Here is a 22,112-nt window from a genome sequence, read left to right as displayed (position 1 = left end):
CTGCTCAGCCGGCTATAATCGCGGCCTTTGTAACTTTATCGAGCTAAGCCTGCCCATGTATACCCTGGCCCGCGAGCTGCTGTTCAAACTTTCCCCCGAAGCCTCCCATGAACTGTCCATCGATTTGATCGGTGCTGGCGGTCGCCTGGGGCTTAACGGGTTACTAACCAAGAGCCCAGCCGCGCTACCGGTCAAGGTGATGGGGTTGGAATTTCCTAACCCGGTCGGTTTGGCTGCTGGCTTGGACAAGAACGGCGACGCCATCGATGGTTTTGCTCAATTGGGCTTTGGTTTTGTGGAAATCGGCACCGTGACGCCGCGTCCGCAGCCCGGTAACCCTAAGCCACGTTTGTTTCGCTTGCCTGAGGCCGAGGCGATCATCAATCGCATGGGCTTTAACAACCACGGTGTTGATCATCTGTTGGCCCGTGTGCAGGCAGCCAAATACAAGGGCGTGCTGGGCATCAATATCGGCAAGAACTTCGATACGCCGGTCGAGAACGCAGTGGATGACTACCTGCTGTGCCTAGACAAGGTCTATCAACACGCCAGCTACGTCACCGTTAATGTCAGCTCACCGAACACCCCAGGCTTGCGCAGCTTGCAGTTTGGCGACTCGCTCAAGCAATTGCTCGAAGCCCTGCGTAAGCGTCAGGAAGATCTGGCTGCCCAGTACGGCAAGCGTGTACCGCTGGCGATCAAGATCGCACCGGACATGAGCGATGAGGAAACCATCGAGGTGGCCAATGCGCTGGTTGAGGCCGGTATGGATGCAGTGATTGCCACCAACACCACGCTGGGCCGCGAAGGTGTGCATGGTCTGGAGTGTGCAGACGAGGCCGGTGGATTGTCCGGCGCACCGGTGCGTGAGAAGAGCATGCACATTGTTCAGGTGTTGGCCGGTGAGTTGAAAGGCCGTTTGCCGATCATCGCAGTGGGCGGGATTACCGAAGGCAAGCATGCAGCTGAGAAGATCGCCGCAGGTGCCAGCCTGGTACAGATTTACTCCGGCTTTATCTACAAGGGCCCGGCATTGATCCGCGAAGCGGTTGATGCAATTGCGGCGTTGCCGCAGAAGCCTCAGAACTAAATCCTGCGGGCAATAGAAATGGCCTGGAGCCATTTTGACGTCGCGTAGCGATGGCCCGAAGAGTGACCGCCATGGATGGCAGGCAATAAAAAATGACCGGGAGGGATTTTAAACGTCGCGAAGCGACGGCCCGAAGGGTTGCCGCCATGGATGGCAGGCAATAAAAAGGGCTCCCTAAAGGAGCCCCTGGGCTCGCGCCCGCCGCTCGGATGGAGCGCGCATGGTGAGTCGGTAGGTTCCTGAATCAGCCGACAGCGTGAAGTTCGTTGAGTCGATGGATGCCGGCGGTGCCGGTCATGCCGTCCCAATTGTCACCGCGGCCTTCGCGCCAGCCGTTTAACCAGGCTTGGCGGACAGAGGGGAGGGTGAAGGGGCAGAGTTCGCGGGATTTACCACTGATGCCGTATTGATAGCCGCGCAAAAAAGCTCTTTCTAACGGATCACGCTTAAGTCTTCTCATAGGGTGTAGCCCTCAATGTTGACTGTTATGTCCCTTAGACCTTGTAGCAAGGTCAGGCAGAAACGTTCTGCCTACGGAGTCCGCTGCCGGCGTCGCGAGCCTCCTTGCCAGCACCGTTGCAGTGCTGGCCTAGGTAGATTTCTAACGAATGCGCGGGTGCCTGTGAATGACCGTTTCGTCATAAGGCCGTAACCTTTTTGAGGGTCGGGCCATAAGGCGTTATGGCAGCGTCCGGATTTTTCGCTGTAGCGCCTATGCTGTGGGCGTATGCGTCGGGTGTGCTGGTGTTTTGCTATCGCGAATGAATTGCGATTGAGACTGTTGTTTATTCCGACGAAGGGTCGCGCTGCGACGCTTTGTCACTTATTTTGGCCGTGCTGATTGGTCTGCGCGCCGTTGATTGCCTTAGGCACTGGAAACCCCCATGTCGGATCGTTACGAACTCTTCCTTACTTGCCCCAAGGGTCTTGAGGGTCTGCTGCTCGAAGAAGCCAGCAGCCTCGGCCTTGAAGAGGCGCGTGAGCACACCTCGGCCATTCGTGGCATGGCCGACATGGAAACGGCCTACCGTCTGTGCCTGTGGTCGCGTCTGGCTAATCGTGTGTTGCTAGTGCTCAAGCGCTACAGCGTGCAAGACGCGCAGAGTCTTTACGAAGGCGTGCTGGAGGTCGACTGGTTCGAGCATCTGGAATCCAGCGGCAGTCTGGCCGTGGAGTTCAGCGGCAACGGTTCGGGCATCGACAATACCCATTTCGGCGCGTTGAAGGTCAAGGACGCCATTGTCGACAAGCTGCGCCTGAAAGACGGCACGCGACCATCGGTCGACAAGCTCAACCCGGACCTGCGCGTGCACCTGCGTCTGGATCGTGGCGAGGCGATTCTGTCTATCGACCTGTCCGGTCATAGCCTGCACCAGCGCGGCTATCGCCTGCAGCAGGGCGCCGCACCACTGAAGGAAAACCTCGCAGCCGCCGTATTGATACGCGCCGGCTGGCCACGCATCGCTGCCGAAGGCGGCGCACTGGCTGACCCGATGTGCGGCGTGGGTACTTTCCTGGTCGAGGCGGCGATGATCGCCGCCGATATCGCGCCGAATATGACCCGTGAGCAATGGGGCTTCAGCAAATGGCTGGGCCACGTGCCGGCCTTGTGGAAGAAAGTCCATGCCGAGGCCGAGCAGCGTGCTGCTGCCGGTATGGCCAAGCCGCCGTTGTGGATTCGCGGTTATGAAGCTGATCCACGGCTGATCCAGCCGGCGCGTAACAATATCGAACGTGCTGGCATGGGCGATTGGATCAAGGTGTATCAGGGCGAAGTGGCGACCTTCGAGCCGCGTCCGGACCAGAACCAGAAAGGTCTGGTGATCTGCAATCCACCCTACGGCGAGCGCCTGGGTGATGAGGCGAGCCTGTTGTACCTCTACCAGAACCTCGGCGAGCGTCTGCGTCAGGCCTGTATGGGTTGGGAAGCGGCGGTGTTTACCGGTGCGCCGGACCTGGGCAAACGCATGGGTATCCGCAGCCACAAGCAATACGCCTTCTGGAACGGCGCGCTGCCGTGCAAGCTGCTGCTGATCAAGGTGCAGCCCGAGCAGTTCGTTACCGGCGAGCGCCGTACACCTGAGCAGCGTGAACGCGAGCGTGAACAGGCTGAGGCCGATAAGGCGCCGCTTGAGCCGCAAGAGCGTCAGTACAACAAGAACGGCAACCCGATCAAACCGGCTCCTGCACCTGCTCCGGTGGTTGAGCAGGCGCGCCTGAGTGAAGGCGGGCAGATGTTTGCCAACCGCCTGCAGAAGAACCTCAAGCAGCTGGGCAAGTGGGCGCGCAAGGATGGCGTTGAGTGCTACCGCCTGTACGACGCTGACATGCCGGAATACTCCATGGCGGTGGATCTGTATGGCGATTGGGTGCATGTGCAGGAATATGCTGCGCCCAAGTCGATTGACCCTGAGAAAGCCAAGGCGCGTATGTTTGACGCCATCGCTGCGATTCCGCAGGCGCTGGGTGTCGACAAGAGCAAGGTGGTGATCAAGCGCCGTGAACGCCAGAGCGGCACCAAGCAGTACCAGCGTCAGGCGACCCAGGGGCAGTTCCTCGAGGTCAGCGAAGGCGGTGTAAAGCTGCTGGTCAACCTTACTGATTATCTGGACACCGGACTGTTCCTCGATCACCGTCCGCTGCGCCAGCGTATTCAGAAAGAGGCCGCCGGTAAACGCTTCCTCAACCTGTTCTGCTACACCGCCACGGCCACTGTGCATGCGGCCAAGGGCGGCGCGCGTAGCACCACCAGTGTCGATCTGTCGAAGACCTATCTGGACTGGGCGCGGCGTAATCTGTCGCTCAATGGCTTCTCTGACAAGAACCGCCTGGAGCAGGGTGATGTGATGGCCTGGCTGGCCGAGGACCGTGGCGAATACGAGCTGATCTTTATCGATCCGCCGACCTTCTCCAACTCCAAGCGCATGGAAGGCATCTTCGACGTGCAGCGCGACCATGTGCAGCTGCTCGACCTGGCCATGGCTCGCCTGACCAAGGGCGGTGTGCTGTATTTCTCCAACAACTTCCGCAAGTTTGAGCTCGATGAGAGCCTGGCCGCGCGTTATCAGGTTGAAGAAATCAGCGCCTCGACCCTTGATCCTGATTTCGCCCGCAACCCGAAAATTCACCGCGCCTGGCGGTTTAGCCTGCGCGGCTGAGGTCGCAGGTAGGTTGGTGTTGAACGCAGCGAAGCCCAACGAGCGGCGGCATGTCTCGTTGGGCTTCGCTGCGCGCCTCAACGGAACGCCGCCCGAGCCAACCTAGGGTTTATTACGGATCAGCGCGCGCAAGGCGAAGCGATTCGGATGGCAGGCCTGCGCTACATCGGCGGGCACTGGCAGCGGTTCGTTGTTCAGCCAGGCGGCGATCAGTTCGCCCGACAGCGGCGCGGTAATCAGTCCGCGTGAACCGTGGCCGCTGTTGATATACAAGCCGTCGAGCCAGGGGCAGGGCGCATCCGGTATCTGGCGGGCATCCTTGCCCAGCACCGCATAGGCCTGGGCAAAGGCGGCGGTATCGGCCAAAGGGCCGACAATCGGCAGATAGTCCGGGCTGGTACAGCGGAAGGCGGCGCGGCCCTGCAGTTGCTCGGGGTCGAGCGCTGCGACATTCAGTGCGCCGGCAAGCTCGGGAGATATTTCTTCCAGTAGCTGCAGATTGCTTGCGTGATCGGCGCTATTCGGTGTCAGGTCCTCACTGTTGAAATCAAAGCTCGCACCCAGAGTATGTTCGTCCTGGCGCGGCGGGGCCACATAGCCTTCGGCGCACACCACTGTACTTAAGGCGCGACTGGCGTCGGTGGCTGGTAGACGGCTGATCTGCCCACGGATACGTTTAAGCGGCAAGCCTGCGCTCTGGGTAAACCCCTTGATCTCGGCGGCACTGGCCAGCACCACCACGCTGGCGCTGGCCAGCAGTTGTTCGCCATTCCAGGCCTGCCAGCGATCACCGTCACGGCGCAGCTCCAGCGCCTCCTGATGCAGTTGCAACTGGATATTCGGCTGCTGACTCAGCAGCGCACAGAGCGCCGGTGGATGCACCCAACCCGCATCGGGGTAGAACAAACCACCTGCCGGCAATGGGATACCTGCCTTGGTCTCGGCAGCGCTTTTGTTCAGGTTCGTTAGCAAGTCAGCCGGGAAGGCCGCTGCAAGTTGCGCCTGCCGCTGCGCTTCCTTGGCGTCGAAAGCCAGTTGCAGCACGCCGCAGTTATCCCAGTCAGTACCTTTATCCAGTTGTTCCAACAGCCGACGGCTATGCCCATAGCCGCTGACGATCAGGCGCGACAGGGTGGTGTGATGGGCCGAGAGCTTTAGATACAGCACGCCTTGTGGGTTGCCTGAGGCTTCCTGGGCGATGGCGGCATGCCGCTCCAATAGCGTGACCTGCCAGCCGCGTTGGGCCAGGCTGGCGGCCGTTGCGCAACCGGCCAGGCCGGCGCCGATCACCAATGCAGTACGGGCGCCAGCAGGTTGAGGTGGGCGGGCAAACCAGGGTTTTTCTGCCGCCTTCGGCTCGCCGATAAAACTGCCCTTGAGCACTTCCCACTTTTTGCCCAAGCCTGGCACGCGCTTCATCTTGAAGCCGGCATCATTCAGCCTGCGGCGCACATAACCGGTACTGGTAAAGGTGCCTATCGTGGTGCCGGCATGGGACAACCTGGCCAGCTCGGCGAACAGCTCCGGCGTCCACATATCCGGGTTTTTCGATGGAGCAAAGCCGTCGAGAAACCAGGCGTCGATCTGGGCATCCAGTTGGCCGAACAGCTCCAGGGCATCACCAATCAACAGGGTCAGAATGATGCGTCCGTCGGCAAATACAAGGCGCTGAAAGCCCGGGTGCAGCGCCACGTACTGCGCCAGCAATTGCTCGGCATAGGGCGCAAGCTCCGGCCAAAGCGCCAGTGCACGTTGCAGATCGGCTTTGTTGAGTGGGTATTTTTCCACGCTGACAAAGTGCAGGCGGGCTCCGCTTGCCGCGTGCTGCTCGAACAGCTGCCAGGCGCAGAGGAAGTTCAGCCCGGTGCCGAAGCCGGTTTCACCGATCACCAGTTGCTGATCGGCCGTCAGCGCGGCAAAACGCTCCGGCAGCTGGTTGTTGGCGAGAAACACATAGCGGGTTTCCGCCAGCGCGTTCTCGTTGGAAAAATACACATCGTCGAACTGGCTGGACAGCGGTTGGCCCTGCTCATCCCAGTCGAGGCTGGCGTGCTGGGTGGGGGCTTCTGGAGTGGGCATGCGGGGCTCGGTCAGGGGTAGTCGATGGCGACGATGTACCAGGTCTTCTCACCGGTTGGCGTCTGTACCCGTACTTCGGCGTCCAGGCTCTTGCCCACCAGGGCGCGGGCTAAGGGAGAATCGATGCTGATCAGATTGTTTTTCAGATCCAGCTCATCCGGGCCGACGATGCGGTAGCGTGCTTCAACCCCATCTTCGTCTTCCAGGGTGACCCAGGCGCTGAAATAGACCTTGTCCGGATCGCTGGGGCGGCTGCTGACGACTTTGAGGTTTTCCAGGCGCTTGGTCAGAAAGCGTACGCGGCTGTCGATCTCGCGCAGCATCTTCTTGCCGTAGGTGTATTCGGCGTTCTCCGAACGGTCGCCCTGGGCGGCAGCTTCACTGACCGACTGGGTAACCTGAGGACGGCGTACATGCCACAGCTCATGCAGCTCGGCACGCATGCGGGCCTCGCCTTCGGGGGTGATCAGAGGGGTGCCGGCGGAGCGGGGTGGGCGGTAGCGACTCATGGTTCAGCTTGCTGAGGGTGGTGCGCGAGTTTATCAGCCCTCGCGTAGCACCGTCAGCGGGCTGATATTCAAGGCGCGGCGCGTGCCGAGAACGCCTGCCGTACCCACCAGCAGTGCGCCAATCAGCGGCAGCAAGAGCAGCCAGGGGTGCGGTTGCCAGGCGAGGTCGAAGGCAAATCGATAGAGCAGGAAGCTGATCAGCTCACAACCCAAGGCTGCCAGCAGGCCGCTGGACGCGCCAAGCAGGCCGAATTCGGCACGACGCGCCTTGATCAGCAGCTTGCGTTCAGCCCCCAGGGCGCGCAGCAGGGCACCTTGACGGATGCGTTCATCCAAGGTCGCCTGCAGCCCGGCGAACAGCACGGCAAGCCCGGCCGCCAGGACGAACAGCAGAACAAACTCGATGGCCAGGGTGACCTGGGCGAGGATGCTGCGCAGTTGTGCCAGCAGCACCTCGACCTGCAGCAGGGTGACGGCCGGGAAAGCGCGCGACAGCTCAACCAGCTGCTTTTCGTGCTGCGGCGGCAGGTAGAAGCTCGTCAGGTAGGTGACCGGCAGATCCTGCAGGGTGCCGGGCTGGAAGATCATGTAGAAGTTGGGCTGGAAGTTGTTCCAGTCCACTTCACGCAAGCTGCTGACCACCGCATCACGGTTAAGGCCGCCGACGCTGAAGCTCAGGCGGTCACCGAGTTTCAGCTTCAGGCTTTCGGCCAGTTCGGACTCCACCGACACGCCTGGCAATTGGCTGCTATTGGCCTCCGTCCACCAACTGCCAGCGATAAGGTTGTTATCCGCGGGCAGGTCCGCAGCCCAGGTCAGGCTCAGGTCACGGCGAATCGCCCGCTCACCCTGGGAATCCTTGCTGACGATCTGGCGTACCGGTTCGCCATTGATCATCACCAGGCGCCCGGGCACCACGGGGAACAGTGGCGCGGGATGCGGTGATAATTCGTTAAGGCGAGCAGCGAAGGCGTCCTTGTCTGCCGGCAGGATATTCAGCGCAAAGTGGTTGGGCGCATTTTCGGGCAGCTGGTCCTGCCAGGTATCGAGCAGCTCGCCACGCAGCAGAGCGATCAGCGCCATGGCCAGAATGATCAGGCCAAAGGCCAGCGACTGCCCGGCAGCAGCCAGTGGGTGGCGCAGTAATTGGCCCAGTCCCAGCCGCCAAGGCAGCGATGCGCCGGCCAGCATGCGGCGTAGGCTCTGCAGGCCGAACAACAGCAGGCCTCCGAGCAGCAGCGCGGTAACCAGGCCGCCGCCGAGCAAGGCAAAGGTCAGCTGCAGATCGAGGCTCAAACGCCACATGATCAGGCCCAGCGCCAGCAAGGCAGCGCCATACACCAGCCAGGAACTGGCCGGCACCGGCAGCAGGTCGCGACGCAGAACGCGCAATGGCGGTACACGGCCTAATGCGGCCAGTGGCGGTAAGGCAAAGCCGGCGAGAGCGACCAGTCCGGTGGCCATGCCGGCCAGCGCTGGCCACAGATTGCCGGGTGGGATCTGCGCCGGCAGGAGGTCTTGCAGCAGATTGAACAGCGCCAGCTGCGCCAGCCAGCCCAGCAGTGCGCCGATCAGGCTGGCGGAAATGCCCAGCAGCGCCAGTTGCAGGCTGAACAGGCCGAGTGCCTGGTTACGGGATAGCCCCAGGCAGCGCAGCAGTGCACTGGCATCGAAACGCCTGGCGGCAAAGCGTGCGGCAGATAGGGCCACGGCCACCCCTGCCAGTAGCACGGCGGCCAGGCTGGCGAGGTTCAGATAGCGTTCGGCGCGGCCCAGGGCGCTGCCGACCTGACGATTGCCATCTTTGGCATCTTCCAGGCGCTGGTTGGGCGCCAGGGTGATGTCCTGACGATATTGCGCCAAGGCATCCGCCTCGCCGCGCCACAGTTCCTGATAGCGCACGCGGCTGCCGGGTTGCACCACGCCGGTGGCGGCCAGGTCATCTAGGTGCATCAACAGGTGCGGCGTCAGGCTGTAGAAGTCACCGGCTTCATCTGGGAGAAAGGTCAATACGCGGGTCAGTCGCAGCGTTTTCGCGCCGACTTCAACGCTGTCGCCGGGCTTGAGGTTGAGGGCGACAAACAGGCGGGCCTCGGCCCAGGCTTCACCGGGCTGTGGGCCGCTGCCGGGTTGTTCGACGTCATACAGCGCGGCGGCGCTCTTCAGCTCGCCGCGCAGCGGGTAGGCGCTGTCCGCTGCCTTGATGCTGGCCAATTGGATACCAGCATCGCTGGCCACCACGCTGGAAAATTCGACCAGTTGGGCGTGCTGGAGGCCCAGTTGTTTGCCGTTGCTGATCTGTTCCGGGCTGTTGGGCGAGCTGCCGGTCAGGCGTAGGTCGGCGGCGAGAAATTCGGTGGCGCGTAGCAGCATGCCGTCATTCAGGCGTGCGCTGAAATAGCCGATGGCCGTGCTGGCTGCGACGGCAATCAACAGGGCGAAGAACAGTACGCGCAGCTCGCCGGCGCGGGCATCGCGCAGCAACTGACGGCTAGCGAGAGAGAGCAGGCGAGTAAATGGCAACTGTTTCATCAAGGTTCCACGTGGTCGACCAAGTGGCCGCCCTCCAGACGAATCAGGCGTTGGCAGCGGTGGGCCAGACGCTCATCGTGGGTCACCAGTACCAGGGTCGCGCCGCGCTCCTTGTTCAGTTCGAACAGCAGGTCGCTGATACGCTCGCCGGTGTGGCTGTCGAGGTTGCCGGTGGGCTCGTCGGCGAACAGCACCGCAGGCTCGGCGGCAAAGGCGCGGGCGATGGCCACACGTTGCTGCTCACCGCCGGAGAGCTGACGTGGGTAATGGGTCAGGCGTTGGCCCAGGCCGACGCGGTCGAGCAGGGTGCTGGCGCGCTGGCGGGCATCGGCGTGGCCTTCGAGCTCCAATGGCAGCATGACGTTTTCCAGAGCGTTCAAACTGTCGAGCAGCTGGAAGGACTGAAAGACAAAGCCGACGTGCTCGGCACGAACGCGGGCGCGCTGATCTTCATCCAGGCTGGCCAAGTCGTTGCCGGCCAATACAACGCTGCCGCTACTGGGCAGGTCGAGCCCAGCAAGCAGGCCGAGCAGGGTGGATTTGCCCGAGCCGGAACTGCCGACAATCGCCAGGCTGTCACCGGAAACCAGCCCCAGCGACAGATCATGGAGTATGGTTAGCTCGCCTTCCGTGCTTGGGACCACTTTGCTAAGGTTTCGCGCGGTGAGAATGCTTGAGCTCATGGAGAATCCAATGCGTACGTGGTTGATCGGTACTGCCCTGAGTCTGCTGCTGTGGGGGCCTGCGGCGTTCGCGGGTACCGTACTGGTCGTCGGCGATAGTATCAGCGCGGCTTTTGGCCTGGATACCCGCCAGGGTTGGGTCGCTTTGCTGGAAAAGCGCCTGGCCGAAGAGGGTTTTGATCATCAGGTGGTCAATGCGTCGATCAGTGGCGACACCAGTGCTGGCGGGGCTGCGCGCCTGCCGGCGCTGCTTGTAGAGCATCAACCGGAGCTAGTGATTATCGAGCTGGGTGGTAACGATGGCCTGCGCGGCCAGCCACCTGCGCAATTGCAACAAAACCTTGCGGCCATGGTGCAGGCATCGCAGCAGAAGGGCGCCAAGGTGCTGATCCTTGGCATGCAGCTACCGCCTAATTATGGCGTGCGCTACACCACGGCGTTCGCTGAGGTGTTCCCCAAGGTGGCGCAGGCGCATGACGCTGCCCTGGTGCCTTTCGTGCTGGAGGGCGTAGGTGGCGTGCCTTCGCTGATGCAGAACGATGGCATTCNGTGGCCGGGTCATAGGTGACGCCATTGCTGAAGCTGGCATTGGTCAGGGTGGCGGTGTAGTCGCTGCCGGCGGTGGCCGTGCCACCGAGGCTCAGGGCATAGCTGACCGGTTGGGTCGAGGTGCCAGTGATGCTGACGTTGAAGACCAGGGTTTCGCCTTCATTGACGTTGTCATCGGCCACGCCCGGAGCGCCAGGCTCGACGCTGCCGATGGTTGGCGCGCCGGTTTCTGGCGGCAATGTTACGTCTGCCGAGGTTGTTTCTTCGCCTGCTATGTCTTCATCAGCGACAGATGCGTTGAAACCTAGCCCGGCAGTCTCGAAGCCAATAGTGGGGTCGAGGCGCTGCCCCGTTTCACCGAGCATTACAAAACTATGCCCGCCACCAGCTGCGCCACCAGTGCCTCCGCCTGCACCGGGACCTGCCGCTGGGGCTTCGAGGTCGACGGTGGGGTCGAAGCCGGCGGTCAGGGCTTGCTCAAGGCCGGGGCTCGGCTCGGCTTTATCGTCCTCAGCTTGAGCCTCGCTAGGCGCTGCTTGCCAGTTACTGTTCTGCGCAACGTTGACCAGGTCACCATTAGCCAGTTGCAGGGTCACTTCGCCACCCAGGCCAGTCAGGACCTGTTCGCCCATGAGCAGGCGTTCACCTTCGAAGATCTGCCGCTTCAGTCCGTCGAGGGAAACAGCAAATACTTGGCCAACAAGACTTTTTACGATGGCGACGAGAGTGCTCATAAAACGGGCTCCGAGGTGGACGCGGTAAAATCGTTAAACACAGTGAGGCAATGTTTTGATTTAAAGGCTGATAATCTGACAAAATATTGTCGTCATAAATTTGGCTTATTCCATTATGGAATTACGGATATGCCAAACTATTGACCGAGTGCTCGCGATAATAAACAATGCGCGCGCTGATGTCACTTTGATATTGGTTTGTTCGTGATGTGATGCGTATCACGTTTCGTTGGCTGTTTATGTATCCTGCGCCACTTTGCGTCAAGCGCGTCGCCTCTTCGTTGTTCCAAGTCACTAGCCCAGCCTGAAAGGAATTTCATTTAATGCGTTTTTTTGCACTGTTCCCTCTTGCTCTTGCGGTATCGATGGCTGCTCATGGCCAAACGCTTAATGAGGCCATGCAAAGTGCCCTTGAGGTGCATCCGGAGGTTCAGGCAGGGATTCATGCGCGTTTGTCGGTTGAAGAACAGATGAAAGCCGCTAAAGGCGGTTACCTGCCGCGAGTTGATCTGTTGGCAGGTTATGGCCGTGAAGGCACCGACAGCCCAGGTACTCGTGGACAGAATCACAATACTGAAACCCTGACTCGCGGTGAGTCGAGCCTGCGTTTGCAGCAGATGGTGTTTGACGGCTTTGCTACCAGCAGTGAAGTTGGTCGCCAACGCGCCACGGTAAATGCACGTGCCTATGAATTGCTGGGCACTTCCGAGCGTACCGCGCTGACGGTGGCACAGGTTTATCTGGATGTGCTGACCCGTCAGGAACTGGTGCGTCTGGCCGAGAGCAACCTGGCCAGCCACGAACGGATTTATGACCAGATCACCCTGCGTAGCCAGAGTGGAGTAGGGCGCACGGCTGACCTCGATCAGGCCGAGGCGCGTCTGGCCCAGGCCCGTAACAACCTGATTACCGAACAGACCAACCTGGCGGATGCACGGGTCAACTATTTCAGCGTGGTTGGTCGTGATGCCAGCGAGCTGAGCCCGCCGCCAGGTTTGGCGGGTCATCTGCCGGAAAGCCTGCCAGCAGCGCGCCAGGAAATGCTCGCCAACAACCCGTTCTTGAGTTCGGCCGAGGCTGATGTGCAGGCCAGCGAACAGCAGTACGAAGCGGCCAAGTCGAGCTTCTACCCACGCTTTGATGCCGAGCTGTCGCGCGGTATGGATAACAACATTGATGGCGTCAGCGGTCATAGCAACGAGTGGCAGGCCATGTTGCGCATGCGTTACAACCTGTTCGCAGGTGGCAGCAACAAGGCCGATCTGCAGTCCAAGGCCTATCAGACCAACCAGGCCATGGACATCCGCAACAACGCTTTGCGGGTATTGAATGAGGACCTCGGTCTGGCCTGGAATGCCCTGGAAAATGCCCGCCAGCAGTTGCCGATTGCTCAGCAATATGTTGACTACAGCAGCCGCGTACGCGAGTCCTATCAGAAGCAGTTCAGTCTCGGCGACCGCACCCTGCTAGATTTGCTCGACAGTGAAAACGAGTTGTTCACCGCCTCGCGCCGTCTTGAGGAAGTGCGTTACACCGAGCTGTTTACTCAATACCGGATCAAGGCCACCATGGGCTCCCTGCTCAAGAGCCAGGGTGTAGTCGCGCCGATGGCCGCCGCACCACTGGATGAGATCAAGGCCCAGGCCAACTTGCCGGGTCTGAACTGAGCCCAGTCGTTGATGAGTGAAACCCAGTGGCAGTAGACCCAAGTCCGATGCAAACCCGTAGCGATCCGCGTGATCGCTACGACGACCCTCTGCTCGACAGCCTGATGTCGCTGTGCGGCCTGCATCAGAAGTCAGTCAGCCGGGCCATGCTCACCGCCGGCTTGCCGCTGCCTGAGCAGCGCTTGAGTGCCGAGTTGCTGCCGCGTGCGGCGGCGCGAGCAGGGTTGCAGGGGCGCTGGTTGCGCCGTGGTCTGGAGAAAATTCCAGCCTTGGCCATGCCAGCCTTGCTGCTGCTGCACGATGGCCGCTGCGCCATTTTGCTGGGTTGGGATGACCAGGGGCGGGCGCGCATCATGCCCAGCGAAAGTGAGGGCGGCGAGGTGCGTGTCAGTGCTGAGGCGCTGGCCGAGGATTACAGCGGTCGGGTGTTCTTTGCCCAGCCGCAGCACAAGTTTGATTTCAACCGTGGCGAGCTGATCCCGCGCGCCACGTCCTGGTTTCGCGACACCCTCAAGCGTTCGCGCTGGCTGTATATCGATGCCGTCGCGGCGAGCTTTCTGATCAACCTGATCGGCTTGACCACGCCGCTGTTTGTGATGAACGTGTACGACCGCGTGGTGCCCAACCAGGCCGAGGCCACTCTGTGGGTGTTGGCGATTGGCATCACCGGGGTGTTCTTTTTCGATCTGCTGCTGAAGACCCTGCGCGGCCTGTGTCTCGATCTGGCCGGCAAGAAGACTGACCTGATCATCTCCGCGACGCTGTTCGAACGCATCGTCGGCATGGCCATGAAGTTTCGCCCGGCGCGGGTCGGCAGCTTTGCGCAGAACATTCACGAATTTCAGAGCCTGCGCGACTTTCTCGCCTCGCTGACCCTGGCCAGCGTCATCGACCTGCCGTTTACCCTGTTGATTCTCGCGGTAATCGCGATGATCGGCGGCCATCTGGTGTGGATCCCGGTGCTGGCCTTCCCGCTGGTGGCCTTGATCGGCTGGGCCTTGCAGCGCCCGCTGGCCGAGACCATGCAGCGCACCATGGCCCTGGCCGGTGAGCGTCAGTCGAGCCTGATCGAGAGCCTGGCCGGGCTGGATGCAGTCAAGGTGAATAACGCCGAGAGCGAGCGTCAGTATCTGTGGGAGCAGACCATTGGCACCCTCAGCCGTTTGGAGCTGCGCGCGCGCATGCTTTCCAGCCTGGCGATGAACGCCACCATGCTGCTGCAGCAACTGGCAGGTGTGGTGGTGATCGTGCTTGGCGTGTACCAGATCATCGACGGCAATCTGAGCATGGGAGGGCTGATTGCCTGTTACATGCTCAGCAGTCGTGCGCTGGGGCCGTTGACGCAGATTTCCGGGTTGCTGACCCGCTATCAGCAGGCGCGGGTGACCTTGGATTCGGTCAACCAGATGATGGAGTTGCCGCAGGAACGCCACGCCGATGAACGCCCGCTCAAGCGCCAGTCGCTGCAAGGCGCCATCGAATTCCGTCAGCTGGAATTCCATTACCCGGATCAGCAGCAAGCCGCTCTGTTGGGCATCAATCTGGTGGTTCGCCCCGGCGAGAAGATCGGCATTATCGGCCGCAGTGGCTCGGGCAAAAGCTCGCTGGCCAAGCTGGTCGTCGGTCTGTATCAGCCCGATGCCGGCAGCCTGCTGGTCGATGGTATCGATGTACGCCAGCTGGATGTCAGCGATCTACGCCACAACATCGGCTATGTGCCGCAGGATATTCAGCTGTTCAGCGGCACCCTGCGCGACAACCTGGTGTCCGGCGCGCGTTATGTCGAAGACGAACTGGTGTTGCAGGCCGCCGAACTGGCTGGCGTGCACGAATTCGCCCGACTGCATCCGAAAGGCTACGAGCTGCAGGTCGGCGAGCGCGGGCAGAACCTGTCTGGCGGTCAGCGGCAGAACGTCGCCCTGGCGCGCGCGCTATTGCTCGATCCGCCGATTCTGCTGCTCGATGAGCCGACCAGCGCCATGGACAACACCGGTGAAGAACGCCTCAAGCAGCGCTTGTCTGCGGTGATCGGCACCAAGACCCTGTTGCTGGTGACGCACCGTGCATCGATGCTTAGCCTGGTCGACCGACTTATCATTGTTGACCGTGGGCAGATCATCGCCGACGGGCCGAAAGGTAGCGTGATGGAAGCGCTGAAGAAGGGGCAGATCAGTGTCAGCTAACGCGCCGGAGAAAAGGAGCCTGCGTCAGGCCGTTGCCGCCTATTTCGGCAGCCATGATGAGCTGGGCGATGAGCCGCTGCCAGAGGTCAATAAAGCGTTGATCGAGGACGCGCCGCGGGTGGTGCGGCTGACCATATGGGGCTTGATCGCCTTTGTGGTGTTCTGCCTGTTGTGGGCCAATTTTGCTGTGGTCGATGAAGTCACTCGTGGCGACGGCAAGGCGATTCCGTCCTCGCGGTTGCAGAAAATCCAGAACCTGGAAGGGGGTATCGTCGCCGAGCTGTTTGTCCGCGAAGGGCAGATTGTTGAGGCTGGCGACCCGCTGTTGCGCCTCGATGACACGCGCTTTGCCTCCAATGTCGGCGAAACCGAGGCGGATCGCCTGGCCCTGTTGCTGCGCGTGGAGCGCCTCAGTGCTGAGGTGCAGGACCGCGAGCTGCTGGTGACTGATGAGGTGCGCGAGAAGGCGCCGAAGCAGGCGGATAATGAAATCCTGCTGTTCAACAGTCGCAAGCAGCAATTGCTCGATGAAGTGGCCGGCCTGGAAGAACAATTGATTCAACGGCAGCAGGAGCTGCGCGAGTTTGCCTCCAAGCAGGGGCAGTTCCGCAACAGCCTCAGCTTGTTGCGCCAGGAAATTAAGATGTCCGAACCGCTGGTGGCCGAGGGCGCGATTTCCCGGGTGGAAGTGCTGCGCCTCAAGCGTGCCGAAGTGGAGGCGCGAGGTCAGCTGGAGGCCACTACTCTGGCGATACCGCGTGCCGAGTCGGCGATCAAGGAAGTTGAGCGCAAGATCGATGAAACCCGTGGGCGTTTTCGCAGCGAGGCGCTGACCGAGCTCAACGAGGCGCGCACCGAGCTGAGCAAGATCCAGTCGACCGGCAAGGCGCTGGAAGATCGGGTCAATCGCACTCTGGTGATTTCACCGGTGCGCGGCATCGTCAAGCAGCTGCTGGTTACCACCATCGGCGGGGTGATTCAGCCGGGCAGCGACCTGGTGGAAATCGTGCCGCTGGGGGAAAACCTGCTGGTCGAAGCGCGGATTCGCCCGCAGGACATTGCCTTCCTGCATCCGGGCCAGGAGGCCATGGTCAAGTTCACTGCCTATGACTACACCATCTATGGCGGGCTCAAGGCCGAGCTGGAGCAGATCGGTGCCGACACCGTGACTGACGATGATGGCAACAGCTTTTATGTGATCAAGTTGCGTACCAACAAGAGCCACCTGGGCACCGAGGAGAATCCGCTGTTGATCATCCCAGGTATGGTCGCTTCGGTGGACATCATTACCGGCAAGAAGAGCGTCCTCAGCTACCTGCTCAAGCCGATTCTCCGCGCTCGCAGCGAGGCGTTGCGCGAGCGCTAAGCAGCAAATACTGTCCACAAAAAAGCCGCAGCTTGCTGCGGCTTTTTGCTGCCTGCGCGGTTACTCGACAAACAACTGCTGCACTACCGAGAAGTCCTGCTTGCCCTTGCCTTGTTTGAGCAGCAGGCGATACAGCTGCAATGCCAGGGCGCCCATGGGCGTGCTGCTGCCACTGGCCTGAGCGGCCTCCTGGGCCAGGCCAAGGTCCTTGGCCATCAGTTCGGCCATAAAGCCGCCGCTGTAGCCTTTGGAGGCCGGTGCATTTTCCATCACGCCGGGCCAGGGGTTGTACTTCTCCAGCGTCCAGTTGCCGCCTGAACTCTGGCGCATGATCTCGGCCAGTACTACGGGCTCCAGACCGTTAGCCACGCCCATGGCCATGGCTTCGGCGGTGGCGATCATCTGCACCGCCAGCACCTGGTTGTTGCATACCTTGGCCACCTGGCCTGCGCCATCGGGGCCGGCATGGAAGATGTTCTTGCCCATGGCCTCGAAGATTGCCCGGGCTTTTTCCAGCCTGGTTGCCGAGCCGCCGATCATAAAGGTCAGGGTGCCCGCTGCCGCACCGGCGGTGCCGCCGGATACGGGGGCATCAAGCAGTTCGATACCGCGCGCGCTGGCCGCCTGATGCACCTTGCGTGCGACTTCAGGGGCGATGGTTGAGCATTCCAGCACCAGGCTGCCGGGTTTGAGCGCGCTCAGCAGGCCGTTCTCCCCCAGGTACAGGCCTTCAACATGCCGGCTGGCGGGCAGCATGCTGATCACCACCGCGGCATCCTGCACTGCATCCAGGGCGCTGCTGGCGGCCTGCGCGCCGTCCTTGACCAGGTCTTCGACGGCCGCTTGCAGCAGGTCAAAGGCTCTCAGGTTGAAGCCGGCCTTGAGCAGGTTGCGGGCCATCGGCAGGCCCATATGGCCGAGGCCGATAAAAGCGATTGTTGTCATTTTTATGCTCCTGTCGCGCTGAAAACACTGTTGTAGGAGATGGGACGCCTGGTTCCATGCCCGCGAAGCCGCATCGCGGGCATGGCCCGTTCCTACGCCGATATGCCTTACAAGTCCGCCAACGGGTGTGCGCCATCCCATGCCGGGGCGAAGTGCGCGTCGATCACCTGCTGCGGAATGCTCGTCACATCCGGCCAATGCCAGCGTGGCGCGTGATCCTTGTCGATCAGTCGCGAGCGCACGCCTTCGGGGAATTCCGGGTGGCGGCAGCAGTTCAGGCTGATGGCGTATTCCATCTGGAATACTTCGGCCAGGGACAGCTGTTTGGCGCGCTTGATCTGTTCCCACACCAGATGCCCGGTCAGCGGGCAGCCACCGACCAGGGTCTTGGCAGCGCGGGCCAGCAGCAGGTCGCTGTCGCTGTGCAAGGCGCTAATGGCATTCCAGGCGTGGGGCAGATCGGCGCTGTCGAGCAACTCATCAATACGCGCGCGGCGCGGTAGCCACTGGGCTTCTGGCAGTTCAGGCAGGGCCTGATTTTCCAGGGCCTTGAGAAGGCTGTGCAGTTGCTGCGCGCTTTGCTCCTGCCAGTTGAGCTGCGCCAGGCCGTTAAGTAAATCCTCCTGCTGGCTGTCGAGCAGTACGCGGTCGGCCAGGTCCAGGTCCAGGGCGTCGCGGGCGTTGATGCTGCTGGCGGTCAGGCCGAGAAACAGGCCGAGCTTGCCCGGCAGGCGCGCGAGGAACCAGCTGCCGCCGACATCCGGGTACAGACCGATATTCACTTCCGGCATACCCAGGCGGCTGCCTGGGGTGACGATGCGGATGCCGGCGCCCTGCATCAGGCCCATACCGCCGCCCAGCACATGGCCGTGGGCCCAGCAGATAAAGGGTTTCGGGTAGGTGTGGATGCGGTGGTCGAGGCGGTATTCGTCGGCAAAGAAACGCCGCGCCAGGGGCGGGATTTCGCCCGGGTGTTCGCGGCACTGGTGCACCAGCTGCACCACGTCGCCGCCAGCGCAGAACGCTTTGGGGCCGTTGCCGCGCAGCAGCACGCAGGCGATGCTCGGGTCGTCCGCCCAGGCCTTGAGCTTGGCATCCAGCGCTTCGATCATCGGCAGCGACAGGGCGTTGAGGCTCTTTTCGGCATCCAGGCTGGCGATACCGATGCGGTAACCGTGTTGGGTCGGGCGTTCTTCGAATTGCACATTCATTGTGGTTGTCACCCTACGGATTATTTATTGCGCCACTGTGGGTCGCGTTTTTCCAGGAAGGCGTTGACCCCTTCGCGGGTGTCGTCGGCGTCGAACAGGTCGACAAAGCGCTCGCGCTCTTCACTCAGCCAGCTATTCGGGCTGCGTTCGCGGGCGCCCTGAATCAGCGGTTTGATGGTGCGCACTGCCACCGGGCTTTGCCGAGCGACTTTCGCCGCCAGCAGTAGGGCATGGCCACGGGCTTCACCGCTGTCCACCACCTGCTCGACCAGGCCGATGCGCAGGGCGGTTTCCGCATCGATGCGTTCGCCGCAGAGGATCATGCGTTTGGCCCAGCCTTCACCGACCAGCCAGCTCAGATGCTGAGTGCCGCCGGCACAGGGCAGCAAGCCGACCGTGGCTTCCGGCAGGGCCAGTTGCGCCTGACGCTCGGCGATGCGGATGTCACAGGCCAGGGCGCACTCCAGGCCACCGCCCATGGCGTAGCCGTTGATCGCGGCAATCGATACACCACGGAAATCACGCAACGCTTCGAAGGCTTCGCCAAAACGGCGAGCCATTTCGCGGGCGCGGGCCTTGTCACCGTCGGCGAACAGCTTGAGGTCGGCGCCAGCGCTGAAGAACTTGCCACCCTGGCCGGTAATCACTAGGGCGTAGATGTCATCGTCGCGGTTGAGGTGTTCAACCAGCAGCTTGAGACCGATCAGCGAGTCGCGGTCCCAGGTGTTGGCTGGTGGCTGGTTGATGGTGATCAGCGCGGTATGCCCGTGCTTTTCCACGGTGAGCTTGTGGGTCAGGTCGAAAACGCCGGGGTGATAGGCTTCGATGGCGTGGCTCATAGGGTTCCTCATTTCTGCAATGACTTAGGACCTGTTTAGGATTTAGTCATGTAGGGCGGGTGTAACCCGCAAAGTCAATGGCGGGTTACACCCGCCCTAGGCAAGGTTTACAGCAGGCGATCCAGCATGCCGCCCTGATCCAGCAGACGGCGGGCGATGATCACCCGCATGATCTCGTTTGTGCCTTCGAGTATCTGGTGCACGCGGCTGTCGCGCACCCAGCGCTCCAGCGGGTAGTCGTTGAGGTAGCCGTAGCCGCCGTGCAATTGCAGGGCCTCGTTGCACAGGGTGAAGCAGTGATCGGTGGCAAAGCGCTTGGCCATGGCGCAATACAGGCTGGCTTCACTGTGGCCGTGATCCAGCTTGTGTGCCGCCAGGCGCACCATCTGCCGGCTGGCGCTCAGATCAGTGAGCATGTCGGCGAGCTTGAACTGCAGGGACTGGAAGTCGCTCAGCGGCTTGCCGAACTGTTTGCGTTCCTCGACGTAGCGCAGCGATTGCTCCAGCGCCGCTTGTGCCGCGCCCAGCGAGCAGCTAGCGATATTGATGCGCCCGCCATCCAGGCCCTTCATTGCATAAACAAAGCCCTGGCCCTCAGGCCCGATGCGGTTGCCCGCAGGAATACGCACCCCTTCGAATGTGATGGTGCGGGTCGGCTGGGCGCGCCAGCCCATCTTCAATTCATTTCGCCCGTATTTAACGCCTTCGGCGTCGGCCGGCACCAGGAAGCAGGACACGCCCTTGGCGCCGCTGTCCTCGCCGGTGCGCGCCATAACGATCAAGACATCCGTACTTCCAGCGCCGGAGATAAAGCACTTGCTGCCGTCCAGCACGTAGTCGTCACCGTCACGCTTGGCGCGGGTGCGCAGGTGCGCGGCGTCGGAGCCGGCGTCCGGCTCGGTCAGGCAGTAGGAGGCCAGCAGTTCACCGCTGACCAGGCGCGGCAGCCAGGCATCTTTCAGCGCCTGGTCGGCGAAGGAGGCGAGCATCCACGAAGCCATATTGTGGATGGTCAGAAACGCCGTGGTGGCGATGCAGCCGGCCGACAGCTGTTCGAAAATCAGCGAGGCCGACAGCCGGGACAGGCCAAGGCCGCCATCGTCTTCCTTGATATACAGCGCCAGGTAGCCCTGCTCGGCGGCGCGCTTGATCACATCCACCGGGAAGTGGTGGTCGCGGTCCCAGTCGGAGGCATGCGGGGCCAGTTCACGGCTGGCGAATTGGCGGGCGCTGTCTACCAGCAGGCGTTGTTCATCGCTGAGTTCGAAATCCATAAGTCCTCATTGCAGGGTCAGGGGTTGCCCGGCGGCGCGTCGTTCGGCCTGCCATTCGGCGAGGCTGGGTGCCGCTTGGGTGGCGTCGAGGCGATCGACGATTTCAAAGTAGTCTTGTTTGAGCGGGTCTTTCAGCACGTCGGCGCGCGCTTTGACTTTGACGGCATACACCGTCTGCAGGTTCTGGTGGTCGAGGGTGCGCCAGGTTTGTTGATCCTTGAGCAACTGATAGCTGTGGCCTTCCAGGGCCTTGATCAGCGCTTCGCTGTCCAGGCTGTTCGCCCGTTTGGCGGCATCGGCCCATTGATAGACGATGCTGTAGGCCGATGCAGCAGAGCTGGAGGGGTACATCGCGTAGCGTTCGCTGAAGGTTGTGACGAAGGTTTCGCCGCGCACGGATTTCTCCAGTGCCGGTACGCGCCAGGTCCAGGGTTCGGTACCGATCACGCCTTCCATCAAACCAGGGCCGCCTTGTTCGACCATGCTCTGGGTCAGGTTGGGTGCCACGATCTGCATGCGCTCGGTCAGGCCCAGATCCTTGGCGATGCGCATGGCACGTACCAGGTCTTCGCCGAACAGCACCAGGGCCAGCACTTCGGCCTTGCTCGATGCGGCCTGGGTCAGGGCATCCTGATAGTCGGCCAGGCGCGCGCCGGGGAAGGTCACCTTGAGCCCCGGATGCTGGCCGCTGCCTTCGCTGCCGGTGGTCTGGCGCAACGAACTCTCCGTGGTGTGGCCCCAGGTGTAGTCGGAGGTGATATAGAAGTAGCGCTTGTTCGGCAGGTTCTTGCTCAGGTATTGACCCAGTACCCGCGCGCTCATCCAGGCGTTGTTGCACTCGCGGAACATATAGCGGTGGCCATCCTTGCCGGTGGTGTCGTTGGAGTAGGTAAGGGTGCCGAAATACAGCAGCCGATGCTGCGCCGCACGCTTGCCGGAGGCGATGGCCACCGCGCTGCTTGATCCGCCAAACAGCATGGCCGCGCCTTCGCTAGCCAGTTTGTCGACGTTCTTCACTGCCTTGGCCGGACGCGACGCGGTGTCCTTGCTGGACAGACGCAGCGGCCGCCCGAGCACACCGCCCTGGGCGTTGAGCTCGTCGATGGCCAGCAAAGCTCCGCGCATCTGTGCCAATCCTTCTTCCTTATAGGGGCCGGTGCGTGGGTAGTTGAGGCCGAGGGTAATCGGCTCAGCCGCCTGCGCACAGGCAGTAAGCCCGGCCCATAGGGCCAGGGCGGTGGTCAGTCGTTGCATGGCAGTTCTCCTTGTTCTTGTTGTTGGAACTCGGAGAAC

General features: G+C 61.7%; 16 protein-coding genes and 1 pseudogene. 6 read left to right on the top strand and 11 right to left on the bottom strand.

Annotated features, from left to right (window positions below):
- The first annotated feature begins 55 nt into the window (after nucleotides 1-55).
- Complete coding sequence (locus ACIN8IBEIGE_RS15335) at nucleotides 56-1,090, top strand: quinone-dependent dihydroorotate dehydrogenase (RefSeq protein ID WP_160015415.1); 1,035 nt, start codon at nucleotides 56-58, stop codon at nucleotides 1,088-1,090.
- A gap of 244 nt (nucleotides 1,091-1,334) precedes the next feature.
- On the opposite strand, the gene rmf is transcribed toward ACIN8IBEIGE_RS15335, so the two are convergent.
- Complete coding sequence (rmf, locus tag ACIN8IBEIGE_RS15330; RefSeq protein WP_090255928.1) at nucleotides 1,335-1,550, bottom strand: ribosome modulation factor; 216 nt, start codon at nucleotides 1,548-1,550, stop codon at nucleotides 1,335-1,337.
- A 424-nt stretch (nucleotides 1,551-1,974) separates the two neighbouring features.
- Between rmf and rlmKL the strand changes: the two genes are divergently transcribed.
- Nucleotides 1,975-4,248, top strand: a complete 2,274-nt coding sequence (gene rlmKL / locus ACIN8IBEIGE_RS15325) for a bifunctional 23S rRNA (guanine(2069)-N(7))-methyltransferase RlmK/23S rRNA (guanine(2445)-N(2))-methyltransferase RlmL (protein WP_160015414.1) — start codon at nucleotides 1,975-1,977, stop codon at nucleotides 4,246-4,248.
- A 102-nt stretch (nucleotides 4,249-4,350) separates the two neighbouring features.
- Here the strand turns inward: rlmKL and mnmC are convergent, their stop codons facing one another.
- The 4 genes from mnmC to ACIN8IBEIGE_RS15305 are packed head-to-tail and all read right to left on the bottom strand — an operon-like array spanning nucleotide 4,351 to nucleotide 10,051.
- On the bottom strand, nucleotides 4,351-6,327 hold the full coding sequence (gene mnmC / locus ACIN8IBEIGE_RS15320; RefSeq protein ID WP_160015413.1) for a bifunctional tRNA (5-methylaminomethyl-2-thiouridine)(34)-methyltransferase MnmD/FAD-dependent 5-carboxymethylaminomethyl-2-thiouridine(34) oxidoreductase MnmC: 1,977 nt from the start codon (nucleotides 6,325-6,327) through the stop codon (nucleotides 4,351-4,353).
- A gap of 11 nt (nucleotides 6,328-6,338) precedes the next feature.
- A complete protein-coding gene (gene greB / locus ACIN8IBEIGE_RS15315; protein ID WP_160015412.1) occupies nucleotides 6,339-6,836 on the bottom strand; it encodes a transcription elongation factor GreB in 498 nt (165 codons plus the stop codon).
- A 33-nt stretch (nucleotides 6,837-6,869) separates the two neighbouring features.
- The gene (locus ACIN8IBEIGE_RS15310) at nucleotides 6,870-9,368 is read right to left on the bottom strand and encodes an ABC transporter permease (RefSeq protein WP_160015411.1); all 2,499 of its coding nucleotides are present in this window, start codon (nucleotides 9,366-9,368) and stop codon (nucleotides 6,870-6,872) included.
- Nucleotides 9,368-10,051 carry an ABC transporter ATP-binding protein gene (locus tag ACIN8IBEIGE_RS15305; protein ID WP_160015410.1) on the bottom strand — a complete coding sequence of 228 codons (684 nt, stop codon included), beginning with the start codon at nucleotides 10,049-10,051 and terminating at the stop codon, nucleotides 9,368-9,370. The genes ACIN8IBEIGE_RS15310 and ACIN8IBEIGE_RS15305 overlap by 1 nt, the downstream gene beginning before the upstream one ends.
- Nucleotides 10,052-10,061: 10 nt before the next feature.
- On the opposite strand from ACIN8IBEIGE_RS15305, the pseudogene ACIN8IBEIGE_RS15300 reads away from it, so the two are divergent.
- Nucleotides 10,062-10,599 (top strand): annotated as a pseudogene (locus ACIN8IBEIGE_RS15300) (arylesterase); the annotation flags it as partial.
- A 1-nt stretch (nucleotide 10,600) separates the two neighbouring features.
- Here the strand turns inward: ACIN8IBEIGE_RS15300 and ACIN8IBEIGE_RS21250 are convergent.
- Nucleotides 10,601-11,334, bottom strand: a 734-nt coding sequence (locus ACIN8IBEIGE_RS21250; protein WP_372239992.1) for a retention module-containing protein, incomplete at its 3' end; no start/stop codon positions are given.
- Between the two features lie 323 nt (nucleotides 11,335-11,657).
- On the opposite strand from ACIN8IBEIGE_RS21250, the gene ACIN8IBEIGE_RS15290 reads away from it, so the two are divergent.
- The 3 genes from ACIN8IBEIGE_RS15290 to ACIN8IBEIGE_RS15280 are packed head-to-tail and all read left to right on the top strand — an operon-like array spanning nucleotide 11,658 to nucleotide 16,550.
- Nucleotides 11,658-13,001, top strand: a complete 1,344-nt coding sequence (locus ACIN8IBEIGE_RS15290; RefSeq protein ID WP_160015408.1) for a TolC family outer membrane protein — start codon at nucleotides 11,658-11,660, stop codon at nucleotides 12,999-13,001.
- A 47-nt stretch (nucleotides 13,002-13,048) separates the two neighbouring features.
- Nucleotides 13,049-15,184 carry a type I secretion system permease/ATPase gene (locus ACIN8IBEIGE_RS15285; protein WP_160015407.1) on the top strand — a complete coding sequence of 712 codons (2,136 nt, stop codon included), beginning with the start codon at nucleotides 13,049-13,051 and terminating at the stop codon, nucleotides 15,182-15,184.
- Nucleotides 15,185-15,203: 19 nt separating this feature from the next.
- Entirely contained in the window at nucleotides 15,204-16,550 is a 1,347-nt protein-coding gene (locus ACIN8IBEIGE_RS15280) for an HlyD family type I secretion periplasmic adaptor subunit (protein ID WP_160016400.1), read from the top strand.
- 60 nt (nucleotides 16,551-16,610) lie between these two features.
- On the opposite strand, the gene mmsB is transcribed toward ACIN8IBEIGE_RS15280, so the two are convergent.
- The 5 genes from mmsB to ACIN8IBEIGE_RS15255 all read right to left on the bottom strand — a co-directional run bounded on the left by mmsB (nucleotide 16,611) and on the right by ACIN8IBEIGE_RS15255 (nucleotide 22,073).
- Nucleotides 16,611-17,495 carry a 3-hydroxyisobutyrate dehydrogenase gene (gene mmsB / locus ACIN8IBEIGE_RS15275; protein ID WP_160015406.1) on the bottom strand — a complete coding sequence of 295 codons (885 nt, stop codon included), beginning with the start codon at nucleotides 17,493-17,495 and terminating at the stop codon, nucleotides 16,611-16,613.
- Between the two features lie 107 nt (nucleotides 17,496-17,602).
- Nucleotides 17,603-18,706, bottom strand: coding sequence for an enoyl-CoA hydratase/isomerase family protein (locus ACIN8IBEIGE_RS15270; protein ID WP_160015405.1), 1,104 nt, complete (start codon nucleotides 18,704-18,706; stop codon nucleotides 17,603-17,605).
- Between the two features lie 20 nt (nucleotides 18,707-18,726).
- The gene (locus ACIN8IBEIGE_RS15265; protein WP_160015404.1) at nucleotides 18,727-19,545 is read right to left on the bottom strand and encodes an enoyl-CoA hydratase; all 819 of its coding nucleotides are present in this window, start codon (nucleotides 19,543-19,545) and stop codon (nucleotides 18,727-18,729) included.
- Between the two features lie 107 nt (nucleotides 19,546-19,652).
- The gene (locus ACIN8IBEIGE_RS15260) at nucleotides 19,653-20,819 is read right to left on the bottom strand and encodes an isobutyryl-CoA dehydrogenase (RefSeq protein WP_160015403.1); all 1,167 of its coding nucleotides are present in this window, start codon (nucleotides 20,817-20,819) and stop codon (nucleotides 19,653-19,655) included.
- A gap of 6 nt (nucleotides 20,820-20,825) precedes the next feature.
- Nucleotides 20,826-22,073: a substrate-binding protein gene (locus ACIN8IBEIGE_RS15255; protein WP_160015402.1), complete on the bottom strand. Its 1,248-nt coding sequence runs from the start codon at nucleotides 22,071-22,073 to the stop codon at nucleotides 20,826-20,828.
- Nucleotides 22,074-22,112: the final 39 nt, after the last annotated feature.

The organism is Pseudomonas sp. 8BK (assembly GCF_902506475.1).
Lineage (GTDB): Bacteria > Pseudomonadota > Gammaproteobacteria > Pseudomonadales > Pseudomonadaceae > Aquipseudomonas > Aquipseudomonas anguilliseptica.
This window is presented reverse-complemented; position numbering and strand designations above follow the sequence as displayed.